Annotated in this window: 14 protein-coding genes; 10 read left to right on the top strand and 4 right to left on the bottom strand. The window is 63.0% G+C overall.

Annotated features, from left to right (window positions below; genetic code table 11):
• Positions 1 to 91 precede the first annotated feature (91 nt).
• Both ACILSE_RS14050 and tnpA read left to right on the top strand, forming a co-directional pair.
• A complete protein-coding gene (locus ACILSE_RS14050; protein WP_395718036.1) occupies positions 92 to 1873 on the top strand; it encodes a glycine--tRNA ligase in 1782 nt (593 codons plus the stop codon).
• A 314-nt stretch (positions 1874 to 2187) separates the two neighbouring features.
• Entirely contained in the window at positions 2188 to 2640 is a 453-nt protein-coding gene (tnpA, locus tag ACILSE_RS14045; protein ID WP_395718035.1) for an IS200/IS605 family transposase, read from the top strand.
• 1410 nt (positions 2641 to 4050) lie between these two features.
• On the opposite strand, the gene ACILSE_RS14040 is transcribed toward tnpA, so the two are convergent.
• From ACILSE_RS14040 to ACILSE_RS14030, 3 genes are all read right to left on the bottom strand, one after another.
• Positions 4051 to 4395 carry an ArsR/SmtB family transcription factor gene (locus ACILSE_RS14040; RefSeq protein ID WP_395718034.1) on the bottom strand — a complete coding sequence of 115 codons (345 nt, stop codon included), beginning with the start codon at positions 4393 to 4395 and terminating at the stop codon, positions 4051 to 4053.
• Positions 4396 to 4796: 401 nt separating this feature from the next.
• Positions 4797 to 5357, bottom strand: coding sequence for a hypothetical protein (locus ACILSE_RS14035; protein WP_395718033.1), 561 nt, complete (start codon positions 5355 to 5357; stop codon positions 4797 to 4799).
• Between the two features lie 11 nt (positions 5358 to 5368).
• Complete coding sequence (locus tag ACILSE_RS14030) at positions 5369 to 5737, bottom strand: HesB/IscA family protein (protein WP_395718032.1); 369 nt, start codon at positions 5735 to 5737, stop codon at positions 5369 to 5371.
• Positions 5738 to 5879: 142 nt separating this feature from the next.
• Here ACILSE_RS14030 and ACILSE_RS14025 point away from each other — a divergent pair, with 142 nt between their 5' ends.
• From ACILSE_RS14025 to ACILSE_RS14015, 3 genes are all read left to right on the top strand, one after another.
• Positions 5880 to 6200, top strand: coding sequence for a hypothetical protein (locus ACILSE_RS14025; RefSeq protein WP_395718031.1), 321 nt, complete (start codon positions 5880 to 5882; stop codon positions 6198 to 6200).
• Positions 6201 to 6204: 4 nt separating this feature from the next.
• Positions 6205 to 6690: a hypothetical protein gene (locus ACILSE_RS14020; protein WP_395718030.1), complete on the top strand. Its 486-nt coding sequence runs from the start codon at positions 6205 to 6207 to the stop codon at positions 6688 to 6690.
• Positions 6691 to 6777: 87 nt separating this feature from the next.
• On the top strand, positions 6778 to 8178 hold the full coding sequence (locus ACILSE_RS14015; RefSeq protein ID WP_395718029.1) for a Gfo/Idh/MocA family protein: 1401 nt from the start codon (positions 6778 to 6780) through the stop codon (positions 8176 to 8178).
• Between the two features lies 1 nt (position 8179).
• Here the strand turns inward: ACILSE_RS14015 and ACILSE_RS14010 are convergent, their stop codons facing one another.
• A complete protein-coding gene (locus tag ACILSE_RS14010) occupies positions 8180 to 10816 on the bottom strand; it encodes a cation-translocating P-type ATPase (protein WP_395718028.1) in 2637 nt (878 codons plus the stop codon).
• 188 nt (positions 10817 to 11004) lie between these two features.
• Here ACILSE_RS14010 and ACILSE_RS14005 point away from each other — a divergent pair, with 188 nt between their 5' ends.
• The 5 genes from ACILSE_RS14005 to acsA all read left to right on the top strand — a co-directional run bounded on the left by ACILSE_RS14005 (position 11005) and on the right by acsA (position 16321).
• Positions 11005 to 12132, top strand: coding sequence for an MlaE family ABC transporter permease (locus ACILSE_RS14005; RefSeq protein ID WP_395718027.1), 1128 nt, complete (start codon positions 11005 to 11007; stop codon positions 12130 to 12132).
• Positions 12133 to 12134: 2 nt separating this feature from the next.
• The gene (locus ACILSE_RS14000; protein ID WP_395718026.1) at positions 12135 to 12896 is read left to right on the top strand and encodes an ABC transporter ATP-binding protein; all 762 of its coding nucleotides are present in this window, start codon (positions 12135 to 12137) and stop codon (positions 12894 to 12896) included.
• Entirely contained in the window at positions 12893 to 13903 is a 1011-nt protein-coding gene (locus ACILSE_RS13995; protein WP_395718025.1) for an MlaD family protein, read from the top strand. The genes ACILSE_RS14000 and ACILSE_RS13995 overlap by 4 nt, the downstream gene beginning before the upstream one ends.
• Positions 13900 to 14469, top strand: a complete 570-nt coding sequence (locus ACILSE_RS13990) for a membrane integrity-associated transporter subunit PqiC (protein WP_395718024.1) — start codon at positions 13900 to 13902, stop codon at positions 14467 to 14469. The genes ACILSE_RS13995 and ACILSE_RS13990 overlap by 4 nt, the downstream gene beginning before the upstream one ends.
• 100 nt (positions 14470 to 14569) lie before the next feature.
• The gene (gene acsA / locus ACILSE_RS13985) at positions 14570 to 16321 is read left to right on the top strand and encodes an acetate--CoA ligase (protein WP_395718023.1); all 1752 of its coding nucleotides are present in this window, start codon (positions 14570 to 14572) and stop codon (positions 16319 to 16321) included.
• The last annotated feature ends 1 nt before the right edge of the window (position 16322 follow it).

Genomic DNA, 16322 nt, shown 5'->3' with positions numbered 1-16322 from the left:
TGCTCCCCTGCCCCCGAGGTGCTCCCTTCGCGCCCCTCTCGCCGGGGGCATTCCAGCCCTTCGGCCCACCTTCATCCTACATCCATCCACCATGTCCTCCGACCCCAAAGCATCCCAAGCGCAAATGGAGAAAATCGTCTCCCTCTGCAAGCGCCGCGGCTTCATCTATCAAAGCAGCGAAATCTACGGCGGCTGCGGCGGCGTGTGGGACTACGGTCCGCTCGGTGCGGAGCTGAAGCGCAACCTGCGCACCGCTTGGTGGAACACCATGACCCGCGAACGCGAGGACGTGCTGGGCCTGGATGCCAGCATCCTCATGAATCCCGCCATCTGGAAGGCCAGCGGCCATGTGGATACCTTCGCCGACCTCATGCGCGAGTGCTCGCTGACGAACAAACGCGTCCGCGCTGATCACGTCGATCCGCAGGACGGAGTCGTCATGAAATACAGCGGCGCGAAGGCTCCGAACGGCTGGCGCTGGGACCGCGCCATCTCCGCCTTGCTGAAAAATGGCGAGCACATCGAGAGCTTCCGCAAACGTATCCGTGCCCTCATCGCGCAAAACGCCGGTGAAGCCGCCGGCAAGCCCGAGGAGATCGAATTGCTCGGCGAGGAGAAAATCGATGCCGTGAATGGCAGCGTGGATTTCCATCCCGAGACCGGCGGCATGCTCGGCGAGGCTCGTCCCTTCAATCTCATGCTGAAGACCTACCTCGGCCCCACCGCGACCGAGGACGACGTGACCTACCTGCGCCCGGAAACCGCGCAGGCCATCTTCGCGCAGTTCAAGAACGTCTTCGACTCCAGCCGCGTGAAGGTGCCCTTTGGCATCGGCCAGATCGGCAAGGCCTTCCGCAACGAGGTCACGCCGAAGAATTTCACCTTCCGCAGTCGCGAGTTCGAGCAAATGGAACTCGAGTTCTTCATCAAGCCCGACGAAGCCGTCGAGATCATCAGCGGCGAGGTCGCGAAGTGGCATGAAGGCGCTGATTTGAGCGAACCGCAGCCGAATTGGGGCTGGGAGCTGTGGCACCGTTACTGGGTCGATCAGCGCACGAAGTTCTACCAAGGCATCGGCCTCGGCGACGTGCTCGAATATTACTGGCAGACGCCTGCCGACCTCGCCCACTACGCCCGCGCCTGCGTGGACATCCTGTGCGAATTCCCCTTCGGCACCGAGGAGCTGGAAGGCATCGCCGCGCGTGGCGACTTCGATTTGTCCGCGCACCAGACCGCCAGCACCAAGTCCCAGGAGATCTTCGACGAAGAACTCAAAACCGCCGCCGCCAAGCTCACCGACGAGCAGAAGGAAGCCCTCATCCAGAAACGCCTCGCCGCCGAAGCCGCGAAGACCAAGGGCGAGCCGATGTCCGAAGCCGCCGTGCGTGCGTGGTTCGAGCGCCTCTTCAAAGGCAGCTACGTCCCGCACGTCATCGAACCCTCCGCCGGTCTCGACCGCATGGCGCTGGCCGTCATCGCCAAGGCCTTCAGCGAGACCGAAAAAGTCGATGAGAAGGGCAAGAAGGAGGTCATCACCGTTCTGCGCCTGCATCCGCGTGTTGCCCCGATCAAAGTCGGCGTCTTCCCACTGCTCAAGAACAAGCCCGAGCTCGTCGCCAAGGCCCGCGAAGTCTATGCGCTGCTCAAGAAGCACCTGAATTGCTTCTACGACGAAACCGCGTCCATCGGCCGCCGCTACGCCCGCCAGGACGAAGTCGGCACGCCCTTCGGCGTCACCATCGACTTCGAAACCTGCGGCGAAAAAGGCCCCGAGCTCCAAGACACCGTCACCCTCCGCCACCGCGATAGCGGCGAGCAGGAACGCGTGAAGATCAGCGAGTTGCTCGGGAAGCTGCTGCCGTTGGTGAGTTGAGGGTTTCCCGTTTCAGCGCCATTGGGTTCATTCAGTCGAGTCTCTGGGTGCGATAGCTGTACGGTGAGCATGGGTCGGGCCTTCAGCCCTCAACTTAGGGGGCGTGCGGGCTCTCGATCCCTGGGCCGTTGGCCCAGGCTGGGATAAACCGCGCCGTTGGCGCTGAAGACATCCAGAGACCCTCATTCTTCACCGCGGCGATCTTATCTCTTCAGCGCCAAAGGCGCGCCCCATACCAGCCTGGGCCAACGGCCCAGGACATGCCGCAAAAAACAAGGTGAAGGGCTGAAAGCCCGCCCCATGCTCCGGCCGCCATGCCGCAGTCCCTCAGCCTCGTCATCGTCCATCTGGTGTTCAGCACCAAGGATCGTCTGCCGCGTTTCGACGCCCCGCTGCGACCTCACCTCCACGCCTATCTGGCTGAGGTCGCACGGAACGCCGGTTGTGAAGCCTACCGCGTCGGCGGCGTGGCCGATCATGTGCATCTCGCCATCCGACTCTCTCGCACCCTGACCATCGCGGATCTGGTCGAGACCTTAAAGACCTCGTCTTCCAAATGGCTCAAAACCCAATCCGCCGCCTTGAGCGACTTCTCCTGGCAACGCGGCTACGGCTGCTTCTCCGTGGCTCCGGCGGACCTGATGGCCGTCACCACCTACATCGACAACCAGGAGGAGCATCATCGCACCCGCACCTTTCAGGAGGAGTATCGGGCGTGCCTGAACAAATACGGCGTGACGTATGACGAGGCCTATGTGTGGGATTGAGGCGTGGCGAGCATGGGCCGGGCTTTCAGCGCCCGACAAACACAGGGGGATCGAACCACGACACGCATCATTAGGATCTTGAGCGCCAACGGCGCGGCCCATCCCAGCCTGGGCCATCGGCCCAGGGTGTCGGCAAGGCCGCCAAGATCAGGGGAAGGGCTGAAAGCCCGTGCGATGCGCGCAACCCGGCGAACATGGGTCGGGCTTTTAGCCCTCGACTGGGGGTGTTCGTGGTTTTTGCCACGCATTCCTGGGCCGTTGGCCCAGGCTGGGATGGAACGCGCCTTTGGCGCTCATGACACAGACAACCTCCGCCATCGCGACAGCGGCGAGCACGAACGCGTGCAGATCAGCGAGTTGCTCGGGAAACTGCTGCCGCTGGTGAGCTAAGCTTGGGAGCTAACGTCAAAGTCCTTCTACACCGGCCCGAGGGCGCGGCTTCGACTGTGGGTTGAAGGTTGAGCGATCATGACGGATTGAACTCAAGGTGGGGCAGGTGTTAGGAGCGACGACTTGTTATGCATTTCCTGTTTCGGATATGGCGAGGACAATGAGGCAACATGACTCCGTCTTCGGCAAGAATGCGATGCATGCGCCAGCGTATTGGCGTTGCTATGGCTACGATGAGCAAATAGGCCAGTACCAGGGCCAACAAGCTGATCCCGACTGACTTGTTGAACAGCGCTACGGGGGATAGTGCCAGAGCGAGAACCAGAAAATCGATGGAGAAACGCACTCTGTATCCAGCGTGGAGCCCAAGCACGGTTCGTCGAAACATCCGACGTATTCCCGGCCAGTTGAATCCGCATCCGATCTGCTCTCGGCAAAATTCAACCATTCCCAGGCGTTGCTCGTCTGTCACTTCATCGGTGAAGGTCTTAACCATGAGGTAGCTCCTGCCATCGAGAGGTAGTCGTCCAGTGGATGCTCGAACACGCCTCCCGTCGTGGCATCGACGATATTGCCGTCTGTGGTTACGGTCGCTGTGTGACTCCAAACAGATGAAGTATAGTACATTACGGTCCAACTGAGGAACGAATCCGCCGTATGGAGAAACACAATGTCTCCAGGCCGAAAACGCTCGGGGTGGGGATAATTCTCCTTGGTAGCCAGGCTTCCTCCCTCGGCTTGGATTCGCTCATCGGAGTATGCACCTCGTCTGAAGCGATAGCTGATGTAGTCGAGGACGGCGAAGATCATCCGCTTATTTGCATAACATTGAGGATCATTCACTGATCGTGAGGTTTGTCAGCAGCTTTATAGCCTACACCTTGACGGGAATATCACGGGCTGTGGTGCTCATGGGTGTCAATTTACACTTCTATGCCGTACTCGGGCAACAATATCGTCGGTTTACCCGCTGTGGGCGGATACTGGAAGCTGAAAAATATCACGGGAGGTCGCCTTCATTCACCCCCGCACCAAACAATACCCAAAGTCCATCTCCCAGCCGGTGGCGGTCTTCGTCGCGGGGATGGCGGGGGCGAGGTGGTAGAGGAAACGGCGGCCGTCCTGCGGGTTCTCGGCGGTAATGACGAGGCCCGCGCCGCGCAGGGCGACGAGGTGCTTCAGCGTGGCGTCGAGACGCTTGCCGACGTTTCCGGCCAAAACGGTCGCGGTGCGACCCTGGCCATCGGCGAGGATTTGAAGAAGGCGACGGCGGGTGGGATCGCCCAGCGCGGCATAGACGGTATCCGCCGGAATGACCTGCGGCGGCGGCGCGGGGATCGTGGGAGGCGCGGCGGGCGTGCTCATGCCTCATTTTGCCAAACTCGTCGTCTCCTGACAAGCGTGCAGACTCCGTGATCGAGGTTCGGGCGACTCCCAACCAGCGGGAAGACTCCGCAATCGGCGTGCCTGAGGCTCTCGACAAGCCGGACGGCTCCGGGATCGGCGTGTCGGAGGCTCCCAACAAGCGTGCGAACTCCGGGATCGGGGTGCGGCAGACTGCCGACAAGCAGGACGACTCCGCAACCGGCGTGCTGGAGACTCCCGACAAGCGGGATGACTCCGTGATCGGCGTGCCCGAGACTCCCAACAAGCAGGACGGCTCCGGAATCGGCTTGCCGGAGGCTCCTGACAAGCGGGACGGCTCCGCGATCAGCCTCCAGGAGGTTCTTCAGGTTCAATCTGGGAACCGCCGGTGGGCGTCGTGTTCACATCAGGCTCAGCAGCGCTTCGCGCATCTGGGCCTGCCATTTGCCGAGGTAGGCGAGGCGGGCTTGCAGGATTTGCAAATCGCCGGGGGCGGTGGCGTCGCCATCCGCGAGGCGGGTGTCGAGGGCCGGGAGGCTGGCGAGCAAAGCGGCGCGCTGATCCTCCAGCGTGGCCGCGATTTCCTCGAGTTGCTCCCGCAGGCGCATTTCCTCGGGGGCGAGGAGGGCTTTGGCGAGCGCGGAGGCGGCAGATTCGCGGCGTTTGAGGAAAGTGGTGACGTTTTGCAACGCGGAACCGAGCCGGCTGAAAAGGGACATCATCGCGTCGTCGATGGGCACGGCACGCCAGGGCACCTCGTGGAGCTCGAGGAGGTGCTTGAGGCGTTTTTCCGGCGCTTGCAGCGTTTCGTAGGCGGCGTTGATCTCGGCGGCGCGTGCGGCATCGCCGCCGGGCTGGTCGGGATGCGCGGCGCGGCTGGCGGCGAGCCAGGCCTGCTGCAAGGCGTCCGCGTCGAGGGCGGCGGCACGCGGCAGGCCGAGGAGGGCGAAGGCGTTCGACATCGGGCAAAAAATCAGGCGGAGAAGCTTTCGCCGCAGGAGCAGGTGACGACGGCGTTGGGATTTTTCACCTTGAAGCCACCGCTTTGCAGGTCGTCGCTGTAATCGAGCTCGGAGCCGGACACGAAGAGGGCGCTCTTCGGGTCGATGACGACGCGCACGTCGCTGGAGGTGACCATGATGTCGCGGTTCGCGGGGCCATCGACGAGGTCCATCTTGTATTGCAGGCCGGAGCAGCCGCCGCCGACGACGGCGACGCGCAGGGCGCCGTTTTCCGCGCGGCCCTGCTTTTTGAGGAGGCCGAGGAGCCGGTTCGCGGCGTTGGGCAGCACTTTGATGAGCTTTTCATTGCCGATCTTGAAACTGGGGGCGGTGGCGGTCATGGCGGGAGAAGTAGCACGAAGAAAGCGGTTTGGACAACGAACAGCGAGCAGGGAAGGGCGGGGCTTTTTTGCGCCGATGGTGCTTTGTGCTTGCCTCGATGGCTGATTTTTGAGACGAACAGGGCGCAATCCGATTTTTCCCATGAGCGAAACCGCGCCACCGCCGCTGCCTCTGCAACTATTCACGCTCAAAGACGGCCTCGTGGCCAGCGACAGCGGCCAGGAGGCGGTGAACAACTACGCGGCGGACTTCCAGGGGCTGCGTCACTTCGGCCTGAAGATCGGCGAGTGCCTGGAGCTCGGCGCGCCGTGGATGGGCACGCTGCAGGAGGATGACTTCACCCTGAACTTCGCCTACTTCGACTCCGGCACCGACCCGCAGGATCCCGGCGCTGGCGCGCACATCGGCGAGCGGATGCCGCTGTTTGAACTGCTCACCCGCGTGAACTCGATGGAGGCATAACACCATGGCTGCGTCGATCACTCCCTCCCTTCGTTCCGCCCTCGAGCGCCTGAAACACGCCGGCTCGGTGAACGGGCTGCTGCTGTGCTGGCGGCGGCAGATTCTCATCAACCTGCTGCCGTTCGAGGAATTCCGCGCCGAGCGCATCCTCCAGGCCGTGCATGATGCCCGCGCGCACTTTGCCAGCGGCGGTGACCGCGATGTGACGACCTTCTGGTTTGGCTACGAGGGTGTGTTTGTGCTGGCGCTGTTTCATGGCGAGTGTCTGCTCATCACGCTGCACACGCATGCCTCCGAGGTGGATTTCCTGCGCCGCGCCGGGCTGACTTTTCTGGATGACACCCAGCTGCTCGTCCAGGCGCTCCTGCAGCCCTCGCCGGATGACGAGATCAGCCGGGAGGAAACCCAGCCGCTGACCGAGCCCGGGGTGGACGGACTGCCTCCAGTGCAGACCGGACCGACCAATGTCATCCCGCGCAGCAAGGCCTGAACGCCTCGAATCCGCAGGTTGGTGAAAGGTTTGCCGCCGCCGCGGCGAAATCTTGGCCCGCAAGTTCTCCCCACCCCAATCGCTCTCATGTCCGACCAAGCTGTCTCCATTTTCTCCCGTCGTCGTTTCATCAATGCCAGCGGCGGAGCCATCTTCGCTCCCGCCATCCTGACCTCCGCAGGCTCCCTGCGCGCCCAGCAGAAGGCCGACTCGAATGAAACGCTGCGCATCGGCCTCATCGGCTGCGGCGGACGCGGCACGGGCGCGGCGGCACAGGCTCTCGGCGCGGACTACAATGCGAAGATCGTCGCCATGGCGGATGCCTTCGACACGCAGATCGAGAACAGCATCAAAAACCTGTCCACGCAGTTCCCGGACCGCGTTGATGTGAAGCCGGACAAGAAATTCACCGGACTCGACGCCTACCAGAAGCTCATTGATTGCGGCGTGGATGTCGTGCTGCTCGCTTCGCCCCCCGGATTCCGCCCTCAGCACCTCACCGCCGCCGTGGAGGCCGGGAAACACATCTTCTGCGAGAAACCGATGGCCGTGGATGCCGCCGGTTATCGCATGGCGCAGGCCGCGGTTGAAAAAGCGAAGCAGAAGAAGCTCAATCTCGTGGCCGGCTTCTGCTGGCGCTACTCCACCAGCCGCATCGAGTGCTACAAACGCCTCCACGACGGCCAGATCGGCGACATCACAGGCATCCTGGCCACTTACTACGCCGGTCCGGTCAAACCGATGCCGCCCGCCGCAGGCCGCCCCGCCGGTATGGGCGATGTCGAGTGGCAGGTGCGCAACTGGTACAATTTCTCCTGGCTCAGCGGCGACAGCATCGTCGAGCAGGCCGTGCACAGCCTCGACAAGATCTGCTGGGCCATGAAGGACACGCCGCCCGTCAGCGCGATCGCCACCGGCGGCCGCCAGAGACCGGCCGAGGACGGCAACATCTTCGACCACTTCCATGTCGCCTACGAATGGGAGGGCGGCATTCTTTGCCACCTCACGAACCGCCAGATCACCGGATGCCACAACGAGGTCTTTGACAACATCCAGGGCACCAAGGGCCGTCTCGTCATCGGCAAAGGTCCCGCTCCCTTCATCGACGGCGAGAAGCGCTGGCGCTGGCGTGGCGAGGAGAAAAACATGTACGACCTTGAGCACCAGGCGCTTTTCAACGCCATCCGCAAAGGCGAGGTCATCAACGACGGCGACCGCATGATGAGCAGCACGCTCATCGCCATCATGGGGCGCGAGGCCGCCTACACCGGCCAGAAAATCATCTGGAAGGACGACGCACCTCCCGCTCCGCCGCCCGCGGACAATGACAAAGGCAAGGACAAGGCCGCGAAGAAGGAGAAGGCCCCCGAGCGTGCCTCGCTGGCGATGATGTCCTCCAAACAAGACCTCGCGCCTGACAACCTCAAGTTCGGCGACAAGTTCGATCCCGGCCCTCTGCCGCGTCCCGGCGTGACGAAGTTCGTTTGAGTCAACGCTGCCTGCGCGCCAGCCACTTCCTCAACTCCTCCGCCCACAGCACGCTGCTGCCGATCAATCCGAGCAGGAAGAAGTCGTGCAGCGGAATCGGCACGGTGTGGAAGATGTGGTTCAGCGTGTCGGTGTAAATGACGAGGACGTGGAGCAAATTGCCGAGCACGAGGCCGCCGATGAGCCACGGGTTCTTCAGCACGTCGAGGCTGAGGCTGGATTTCGTGGCGCTGCGGCAGTTCAGCACGTTGAACCATTGGGTGACAGCCAGGAGAGTGAAGGTCTCCGTTTGCACGAGCTTGAAATCGATACCGCTTTGCAGCCGCCAAATGAAGAAACCGAGGATCACGGCCACGCTGGTGCCAACCATGAGTGCGATGCGCTGCCACATCGCGGAGGTGATGAGCGGCTCGCCCATGGGCGTGGGTTTGCGGCGCATTTCATCGCCCTCCAGACCTTCCATGATCAGATTCACCGTCACCGTTCCTTCAGACACGATGTTGATCCAAAGGATCTGCACGGCGGCGAGCGGCAGCGGATAGCCGCAGAGCAGCGCCAGCAGCAGCACCACGACCTCGTCAATGCTCGTGGCGAAGAGGTAGAGCACCACCTTCTTGAGGTTCTGATACACGAGGCGGCCTTCCTCCACGGCTTTGACGATGGTGGCGAAGTTGTCGTCGGTGATGACGATCTTCGCCGTGCCTTTCGCCACCTCGGTGCCGGTGATGCCCATGGCGACGCCGACATCCGCAGTGGCGAGCGCCGGGGCATCGTTCACGCCATCGCCGGTCATCGCGACGACGTGTTTTTGCGACTGGAAGGCCTCGACGATGCGTAGCTTCTGCGCCGGATGCACGCGGGCAAAGACAGAGATGCGGTCGAGATTCGCACGCAGGTCTTGTTCAGGCATCAATTCGAGTTCGTTGCCATCCACCGCGATGTCGCCGGGCTTTGCGATGCCCAAAGTGGTCGCGATGGCAAGTCCGGTCGCTTTGTGATCGCCCGTGACCATCACGGGGCGGATTCCAGCATCGAGGCACTCGGCGACGGCGCTCTTCACTTCATCGCGCGGCGGGTCCATTTGGCCTAACAGCCCTAAAAATCGCAGTCGGCCGCGAAATGGTTCAAAGCCGCTTTTTTCGTCGATTTGCCCATTTTCGACTTCGGCGACGGCGAGCACGCGAAGTGCCTGCGCGGCCATTTCATTCGCCAAATCGACGGGTTGAGCATCACAAAACCGCAGCAAGCACTCCGGAGCACCTTTGACGATGATGCGGCTGCCATGCTGCGTCGCCATCATCTTCGTGGCGGAGTCGAAAGGCAGCTCGGCATGGCGGGGATGCGCCTTGCGCAGCGTTTCCGGCTCCACGCAGCCTTTGAGCGCCACGGTGAGCAGCGCGGCCTCGGTGGGATCGCCGAGCGCACGCCAGCGGGTGTCCTCGGCATCGGGAGGCACGAGTTGTGCGTCATTGCAAAGCACGCAGGCCTCCAAAAGACGGCGCAGCGCGGGATCGTCGATCTCTTTGCCATGATGAAGCAGGCGTCCCTCCGGCGAGTAACCGGCTCCGGTGGCCTCGATGCGTCTGCCATCCGGCAGCACGAGCGTGGTGACGGTCATCTCGTTCTTCGTGAGCGTGCCCGTTTTGTCGCTGCATATGATGCTCGTCGATCCGAGCGTCTCCACCGCCGCGAGACGGCGCACGATGGCTCCGCGCCGCGCCATGCGCTGCATGCCGACCGCGAGCGCGATGGTCATCGCCACCGGCAGGCCCTCCGGCACCATGGAGACCATCTGGCTGATGGCGACCATGAAGATATTCACAAATTCGATGCCGCGCATGAGCCCGAAGGCCAGCACGAGCGCGAAAAGCACGATGCTGGCCGCCACCAGCCATTGTCCGAACTGCGCGAGACGCGTTTCGAGCGGCGTCTTCGGCTCCTCCGCCGTCGCGGTCATGCGGGCGATCTTCCCGACTTCCGTTTGCATGCCCGTGGCGACGACGACGGCCTTTCCGCGGCCTGCGGTGAGGTGCGTGCCGGAATAGATCATGTTCTTCCGATCCCCAAGCCCCGCCTCCTCCGGCAAAACCTCCGTATGCTTCAAAACAGGCAGCGATTCGCCCGTGAGCGCCGCCTCGGTGGCCTCCAGCGCCGCCGCTTCGAGCAGCCGGGCATCCGCGCCGACTTGATCGCCCGCCGCGAGCAGCAGGATGTCACCGGGCACGAGATCACGCGCTTCGATGCTGTTGTCTCGTCCATCGCGCACCACGCGCACTTTGAGTGAGGACAATTTCCTCAGCGCCGCCATGGAATGCTCCGCGCGGCCCTCCTGCACGGCGCCGATGACCGCATTGATCAACACGACAACGAGAATGACTATCGCGTCGCTCGCATGCCCCATCGAGAAGGAAATGATGGCCGCGACGAACAGGATGTAGATCAGCGGGCTGGCGAACTGAGCCACAAAGACCTTCCACATCGGCTTGTGCGCCTCCTCGGGCAGTTCGTTATGGCCGTGCAGCGCGAGACGTGATGCGGCCTCGGCCGAGCTCAGGCCGTTTGTGGCATCAGAGGCGAGATCTTTGAGGATTTCACCGGACGGCTGCGAATGCCAGCGAGCGATGGGATTTGCAGGCATGCTTTCACCCTAAGCCGGTTCGACGGGATTGCCACAGGCAGCCAATGCGGTGGAAATCACCATAAGCATCCGACCGGCGAGCACTCTGAAAACGTGGCCCGTGCTTCGTTGGCGTTTGAACGGCTTTTTTTGCGCTGCCGCCGCCTCAGCTTTCTTTTTGCGTGCGATGCTGCAAGCTTGATCAACCCATGACGATCACCACCGACGCACGACCACCCCGCGCCCGCTGGCGTGAGGAGGGCGGCGCGACGATTCTCGAACTGGCCGGGGACTGGCGCCGCGGCGGACCCGAGGTCGAGGTGAATGGCGCGATGCCGGAAAAGCCCGTGGATCGTTACGAGGCGGGTGAACTCGGGGCCTTCGATTCCACGCTGCCCGCGTTTTTGCTGGCGCACTTGCGCGCCTATCCACGTCCAGACGGTGGCGCGAACTCGTTTGAAGGACTGCCCCCGAACCTGCGCGGGCTGCTCGAACTGGCGCTGGCCGTGCCGGAGGAGATTGTGGACAATGGTGCCGCTAAATTGGCGCCTTTCACCGTCAGGTTGGGAAAGCTCTCGCTCAAGGCATGGCGGAGCACGGTCGATGTGGTGGAGTTCGTGGGGCAATGCTCGCTTTCGGTCGGCAGGTTTCTCAGAGGACGAGCGCGTTTTCGCACGGCCGACCTGTGGCTCTCGGTGCAGGAGTGCGGCATCGAGGCGCTGCCGATTGTCACGCTCATCAGCTTCCTCATCGGCATGATCCTGGCCTTTGTCGGCAACGCGCAGCTCACGAATTTCGGCGCGAACCTGCTCGTCGCGGACCTTGTTTCGATCGCGATGGTGCGGGAGATGGGCGTGGTGATGACCGCGATCATCATGAGCGGCCGCACCGGCGCGGCGTTTGCGGCGCACATCGGCAGCATGAAGTCGAACGAGGAGATCGACGCGCTGCGCACCTCCGGCTTCGACCCGTTCGACTTTCTCGTGCTGCCGCGGCTGCTGGCGCTGGTGATCATGATGCCGGTGCTCACGGTGTATTCAAACATCGTCGGCATCCTGGGCGGCATGATGGTGGGCTCGTTTGTGGGCATTCCTGCGGTGCTTTTTTGGAATGAGACACTGCTTTCCATCACCATCACGACCTCATCTCTCGGCATCATCAAAAGCGTCTTCTTTGGCGCGGCGATCGCCATCAGCGGCTGCATGCAGGGCATGCGGGCGGGCAGGTCCTCCGCCGCGGTGGGCGAGGCCACCACGCATGCGATCGTCGCCGCGATCACCTGGGTCGTGGTTCTCGACTCCGCCTTTGCCGCCGTGTTCACCCTTCTCAACATCTGACCATGCCCGCCAAAATCAGCGTTCACGACCTCACCATGGCCTACGGGCCCACGGTGATCATGCGTGGCCTTGAGTTCGAGGTGAAGGACAAGGAGATCTTCGTCATCATGGGTGGCAGCGGCTGCGGGAAGAGCACGTTGCTGCGGCATCTCGTCGGCCTCATGGAGCCCGCGCAGGGACGCATCCTCTATGACGGCGAGGACTTCACCGCGGCGCCCGCCGAGGAGCGGGGGAGGTTCATCCATCGCTTCGGCGTGATGTATCAGTGGGGCGCGCTGTGGTCGTCGCTCACCCTCGGGGAGAACATCGCGATGCTGATCGAGGAGGCGGGCAAGCTGCCGCCGAAGACCGTGCGCGACCTCGTCGCCTACAAGCTCGCGCTCGTCGGCCTCGCCGGTTACGAGGACTACTATCCCGCGCAGTTGAGCGGCGGCATGAAGAAGCGCGCGGGCATCGCCCGTGCGATGGCGCTCGATCCTGACATTCTCTTTCTCGACGAGCCCAGCGGCGGTCTCGACCCGCTAAGTTCGAAGCGGCTCGACGATCTCATCCTCCGCCTGCGGGAAACGCAGGGCTGCACCATCGTCATCGTCACGCACGAGCTGGCGAGCATCTTTGGCGTTGCGGACACGGCGTTGTTCCTTGATCCTGCCACGCACATGCAGGGTGCCCTTGGCAATCCGAAGCACCTGCGTGAGCATTCCGACAACCCGGCGGTGCGCCTCTTCCTAAACCGCGGCCTGTCCCCCAACCAACCGTCATGAGCAAAAAAGCCAGCCCAACCCTCATCGGCCTTTTCACGCTCGGCGGCCTGCTGATCGCCGGCACGGCGCTGGTGCTGCTCGGCGCGGGCAAGTTCTTTGAAAAGACTGCGCACATCATGCTCTACTTCGACAAAAGCGCCGACGGGCTCCTCGTCGGCTCTGAGGTGCGCTTCGGCGGCGTCCGCATCGGGCGTGTCAGTTCGATCAGCGTCCTGGTGGATCCAAAGGAGAACCGCAAGATCATTCCCATCGTCGTTGAGATCTCCTCACGCCAGCTCGCCGCTGCCGGGGCGACGACCGGGGGCGGCATCGATTTCACCACGGAGGCCGGCGTGCAGTCCGCCGTGGCCAGCGGCCTGCGGGCGCGCATGAAGCAGATCAGCTTCGTCACCGGCCAGATGAACATCGAGTTCGACATCGTGCCGGGTGATCCCGGCCTCGTCTTTGAGCCTCCGGTGAAGCCGCCCTATCCCGTGGTGCCCACCGTCGGCACGGAACTCGACGAGCTCATGCAGAGCATCAGCGACGGCTTGAAAAAGCTCAACAGCATCGACTTCACCGGCCTGATCAGCGATTTGCGCGGCACGCTGGCCAGCGCGAAGACACAGATCGAGGCCATGCGCATGAAGGAGATCAATGACAACCTCGCGACCATCACCGCCGATGTGAAAAAGCTCACGAGCGGCGAAAAACTCGGCAAGGCCATCGACAATCTCGACGTCGCGCTCGCGAATCTGAACGCCTTCACTGCCAAGGCCAGCAAAGGCATCGATCCCGTGCTCGCCGATCTCGAAAAGGCGGCGCAGCAGGCCTCCACGGCCTTCACCCAGCTTGAGACCGCCTCCGCCGACATCTCGAAGGCCGCGAATCCGCGCGCGCCGGTGCTCATGCGGCTGCAGCAGGTGCTTGAGGAGGCCGAGCACGCCGCCCGTGCCGTCAAGGAGCTGGCCAACGACCTCAAGCGCAACCCGAACTCCATCCTCAGCGGGAAGGAGAAGCGGCCATGAGATACGCTTCCAGCCTCCTCGCGCTGCTGCTCTGCGGCTGCGGCTTGGTTTTCCCTGTCAGGGACAAGGCTGTGCATCATCTGCTCGAGGCGGCGGCTCCGGAACGGCGCCTCACGGCCTCCACGCCTGCGATCGCCGTCAGCCGTGCCGCGCTGCCCGACTATCTCGACTGCGAACAACTCGTCACCCGCCGCGACGGTGTGCTTGTGACCAGCGATCTCGACCTGTGGGCCGAGCCCTTTGATGTCGCCATCTCGCGAGTGGTGGCGGGCAATCTGAGCCGCCTCACCGGCTCGACAAACATCCTGCCTGTCGAGCGCTTCACCACGCTCGAATACGCGCATCTGCTGGAGCTGCGCATCACCCAGTTTGAGCCTGACACCGACAGCACGATGGTGCTGCAAGGGACTTGGAAACTGCAGCCCGTGACGGGCGGGGATGCCGCCAGCCGCTACTTTCGCATCGCCATGCCGCTGCCGGCGAGTTCATCAACAGCCAGGGACCGCGTCAACGCCATGAACCAAGCCCTGCTGCGGCTGGCGCGTGAGATTGCGGCGGCAAAGTAGATTTTAGCACAACATCCGCCCCATGTGGCGCAAGGTCGGGCAAGCAGGGCGGGCCGATACCGGGTTTAATGAATAAAGGAGAACAGGAGGTCACCCAGCCATGTCTTTTGCTTCCATTCCCAAGAATCCCCACGCGTTGCGAGTCACGCCGCACCTCTTGGACTATGAGCAAGCGCGCGCCGGGCATTCGTGGGAGGCGCTGCGGGCGGACTTGCAGGGCCTTCCAGGCGGTGGGCTGAATCTCGCGCATGAGGCTGTGGACCGCCATGCAGGCGGTGCGCGGGCGAATCATCTGGCGCTGCGCTGGCTGGGCAAGGACGGCAGTGTGCGCGACCTGACCTACGCGGACATGGCACGCGCCTCGGCGCGTTTCGCGAATGTGCTGCGCAGCCTCGGCGTGGCGAAGGGCGAGCGAGTGTTTGCGCTCATGGGCCGCGTGCCTGAGTTGTATTTCGCAGCGCTGGGCACGCTGAAGAATGTGAGCGTGTTCTGCCCGTTGTTCTCGCAGTTCGGACCGGAGCCGGTGTGGCAGCGGCTGAGCCGTGGCGATGCGAAGGTGCTGGTGACCACGCAGGCGCTCTACGAGAAGAAAGTGGCCGCGTTGCGCGAGCGGCTGCCCGCGCTGCAATTCATTCTGCTGGCGGACGCGGCGGAGGATCTCGATGCCAGTGTGCTCTCGCTACCGAAGTTGATGGCTGCCGCCAGCGATGTGTTTGTCATTCCACCGACCAGTCCGGAGGAGATGGCGCTGCTGCATTTCACCAGCGGCACCACCGGGATGCCCAAAGGCGCGGTGCATGTGCATCAGGCGGCGCTGACTCATTTTGCCACGGGAAGGTACGTGCTCGATCTGCATCCCGAGGACATCTTTTGGTGCACCGCAGATCCCGGCTGGGTTACCGGCACGTCGTATGGGATCTTCGCGCCATTTTTGCATGGGGTGACGAATCTGGTCGATGAGGCGGACTTCGACGCGGAGCGATGGTATCGCATCCTGCAGGAGCAAAAGGTCACCGTGTGGTACACCGCGCCCACCGCTATCCGCCGCCTGATGCGGATTCCGGGCGAGCCGCGCGCACAGCATGATCTCGGCGCTCTGCGTCTCATTCACAGCGTGGGCGAGCCTTTGAATCCCGAGGCGGTGGTTTGGGGCCAGCGAGCGCTCGGTCTGCCGATTCATGACAACTGGTGGCAGACTGAGACTGGCGGGATCATGATCGCGAACTACGCCGCGATGGACATCCGTCCCGGCTCGATGGGAAAACCGCTGCCAGGCATCGACGCTGCCATCGTGAAGCGTGGGGAGCAGGGCATCCAAGTCATCACTGAAGCCGATCACGAAGGCGAGCTCGCGCTCCGGCCCGGCTGGCCTTCCATGTTCCGCGCCTACCTGCACGACGACGCACGCTACGCGAAGTGCTTTGTCGATGGCTGGTATCTCAGTGGCGATCTGGCGAAGCGGGATGCCGATGGCTACTTCTGGTTTGTGGGGCGCGCGGATGACATCATCAAAACTTCCGGACACATGGTGGGGCCGTTTGAAGTCGAAAGCGCGCTCATGGAGCATCCGTCCGTCGCGGAGGCGGGTGTGATCGGCAAACCGGACCCGCTGATCGGTGAACTGGTGAAGGCTTTCGTCGTGCTCAAACCCGGACACGCGGCGACCGATGAACTGAGGCTGGAGTTGACCGGCTTTGCCCGCAAACGCCTCGGTCCGGCCGTGGCACCAAAGGAGATCGCCTTTATCGAGAGTCTGCCGAAAACACGCAGCGGCAAAATCATGCGCCGCCTGCTCAAAGCCCGCGAGCTGGGCCTGCCGGAAGGTGATTTGTCCACCCTGGAGAACGACTGAC

The sequence above is a fragment of the Prosthecobacter sp. genome, assembly GCF_044236155.1.
GTDB lineage: Bacteria > Verrucomicrobiota > Verrucomicrobiia > Verrucomicrobiales > Verrucomicrobiaceae > Prosthecobacter.
This window is presented reverse-complemented; position numbering and strand designations above follow the sequence as displayed.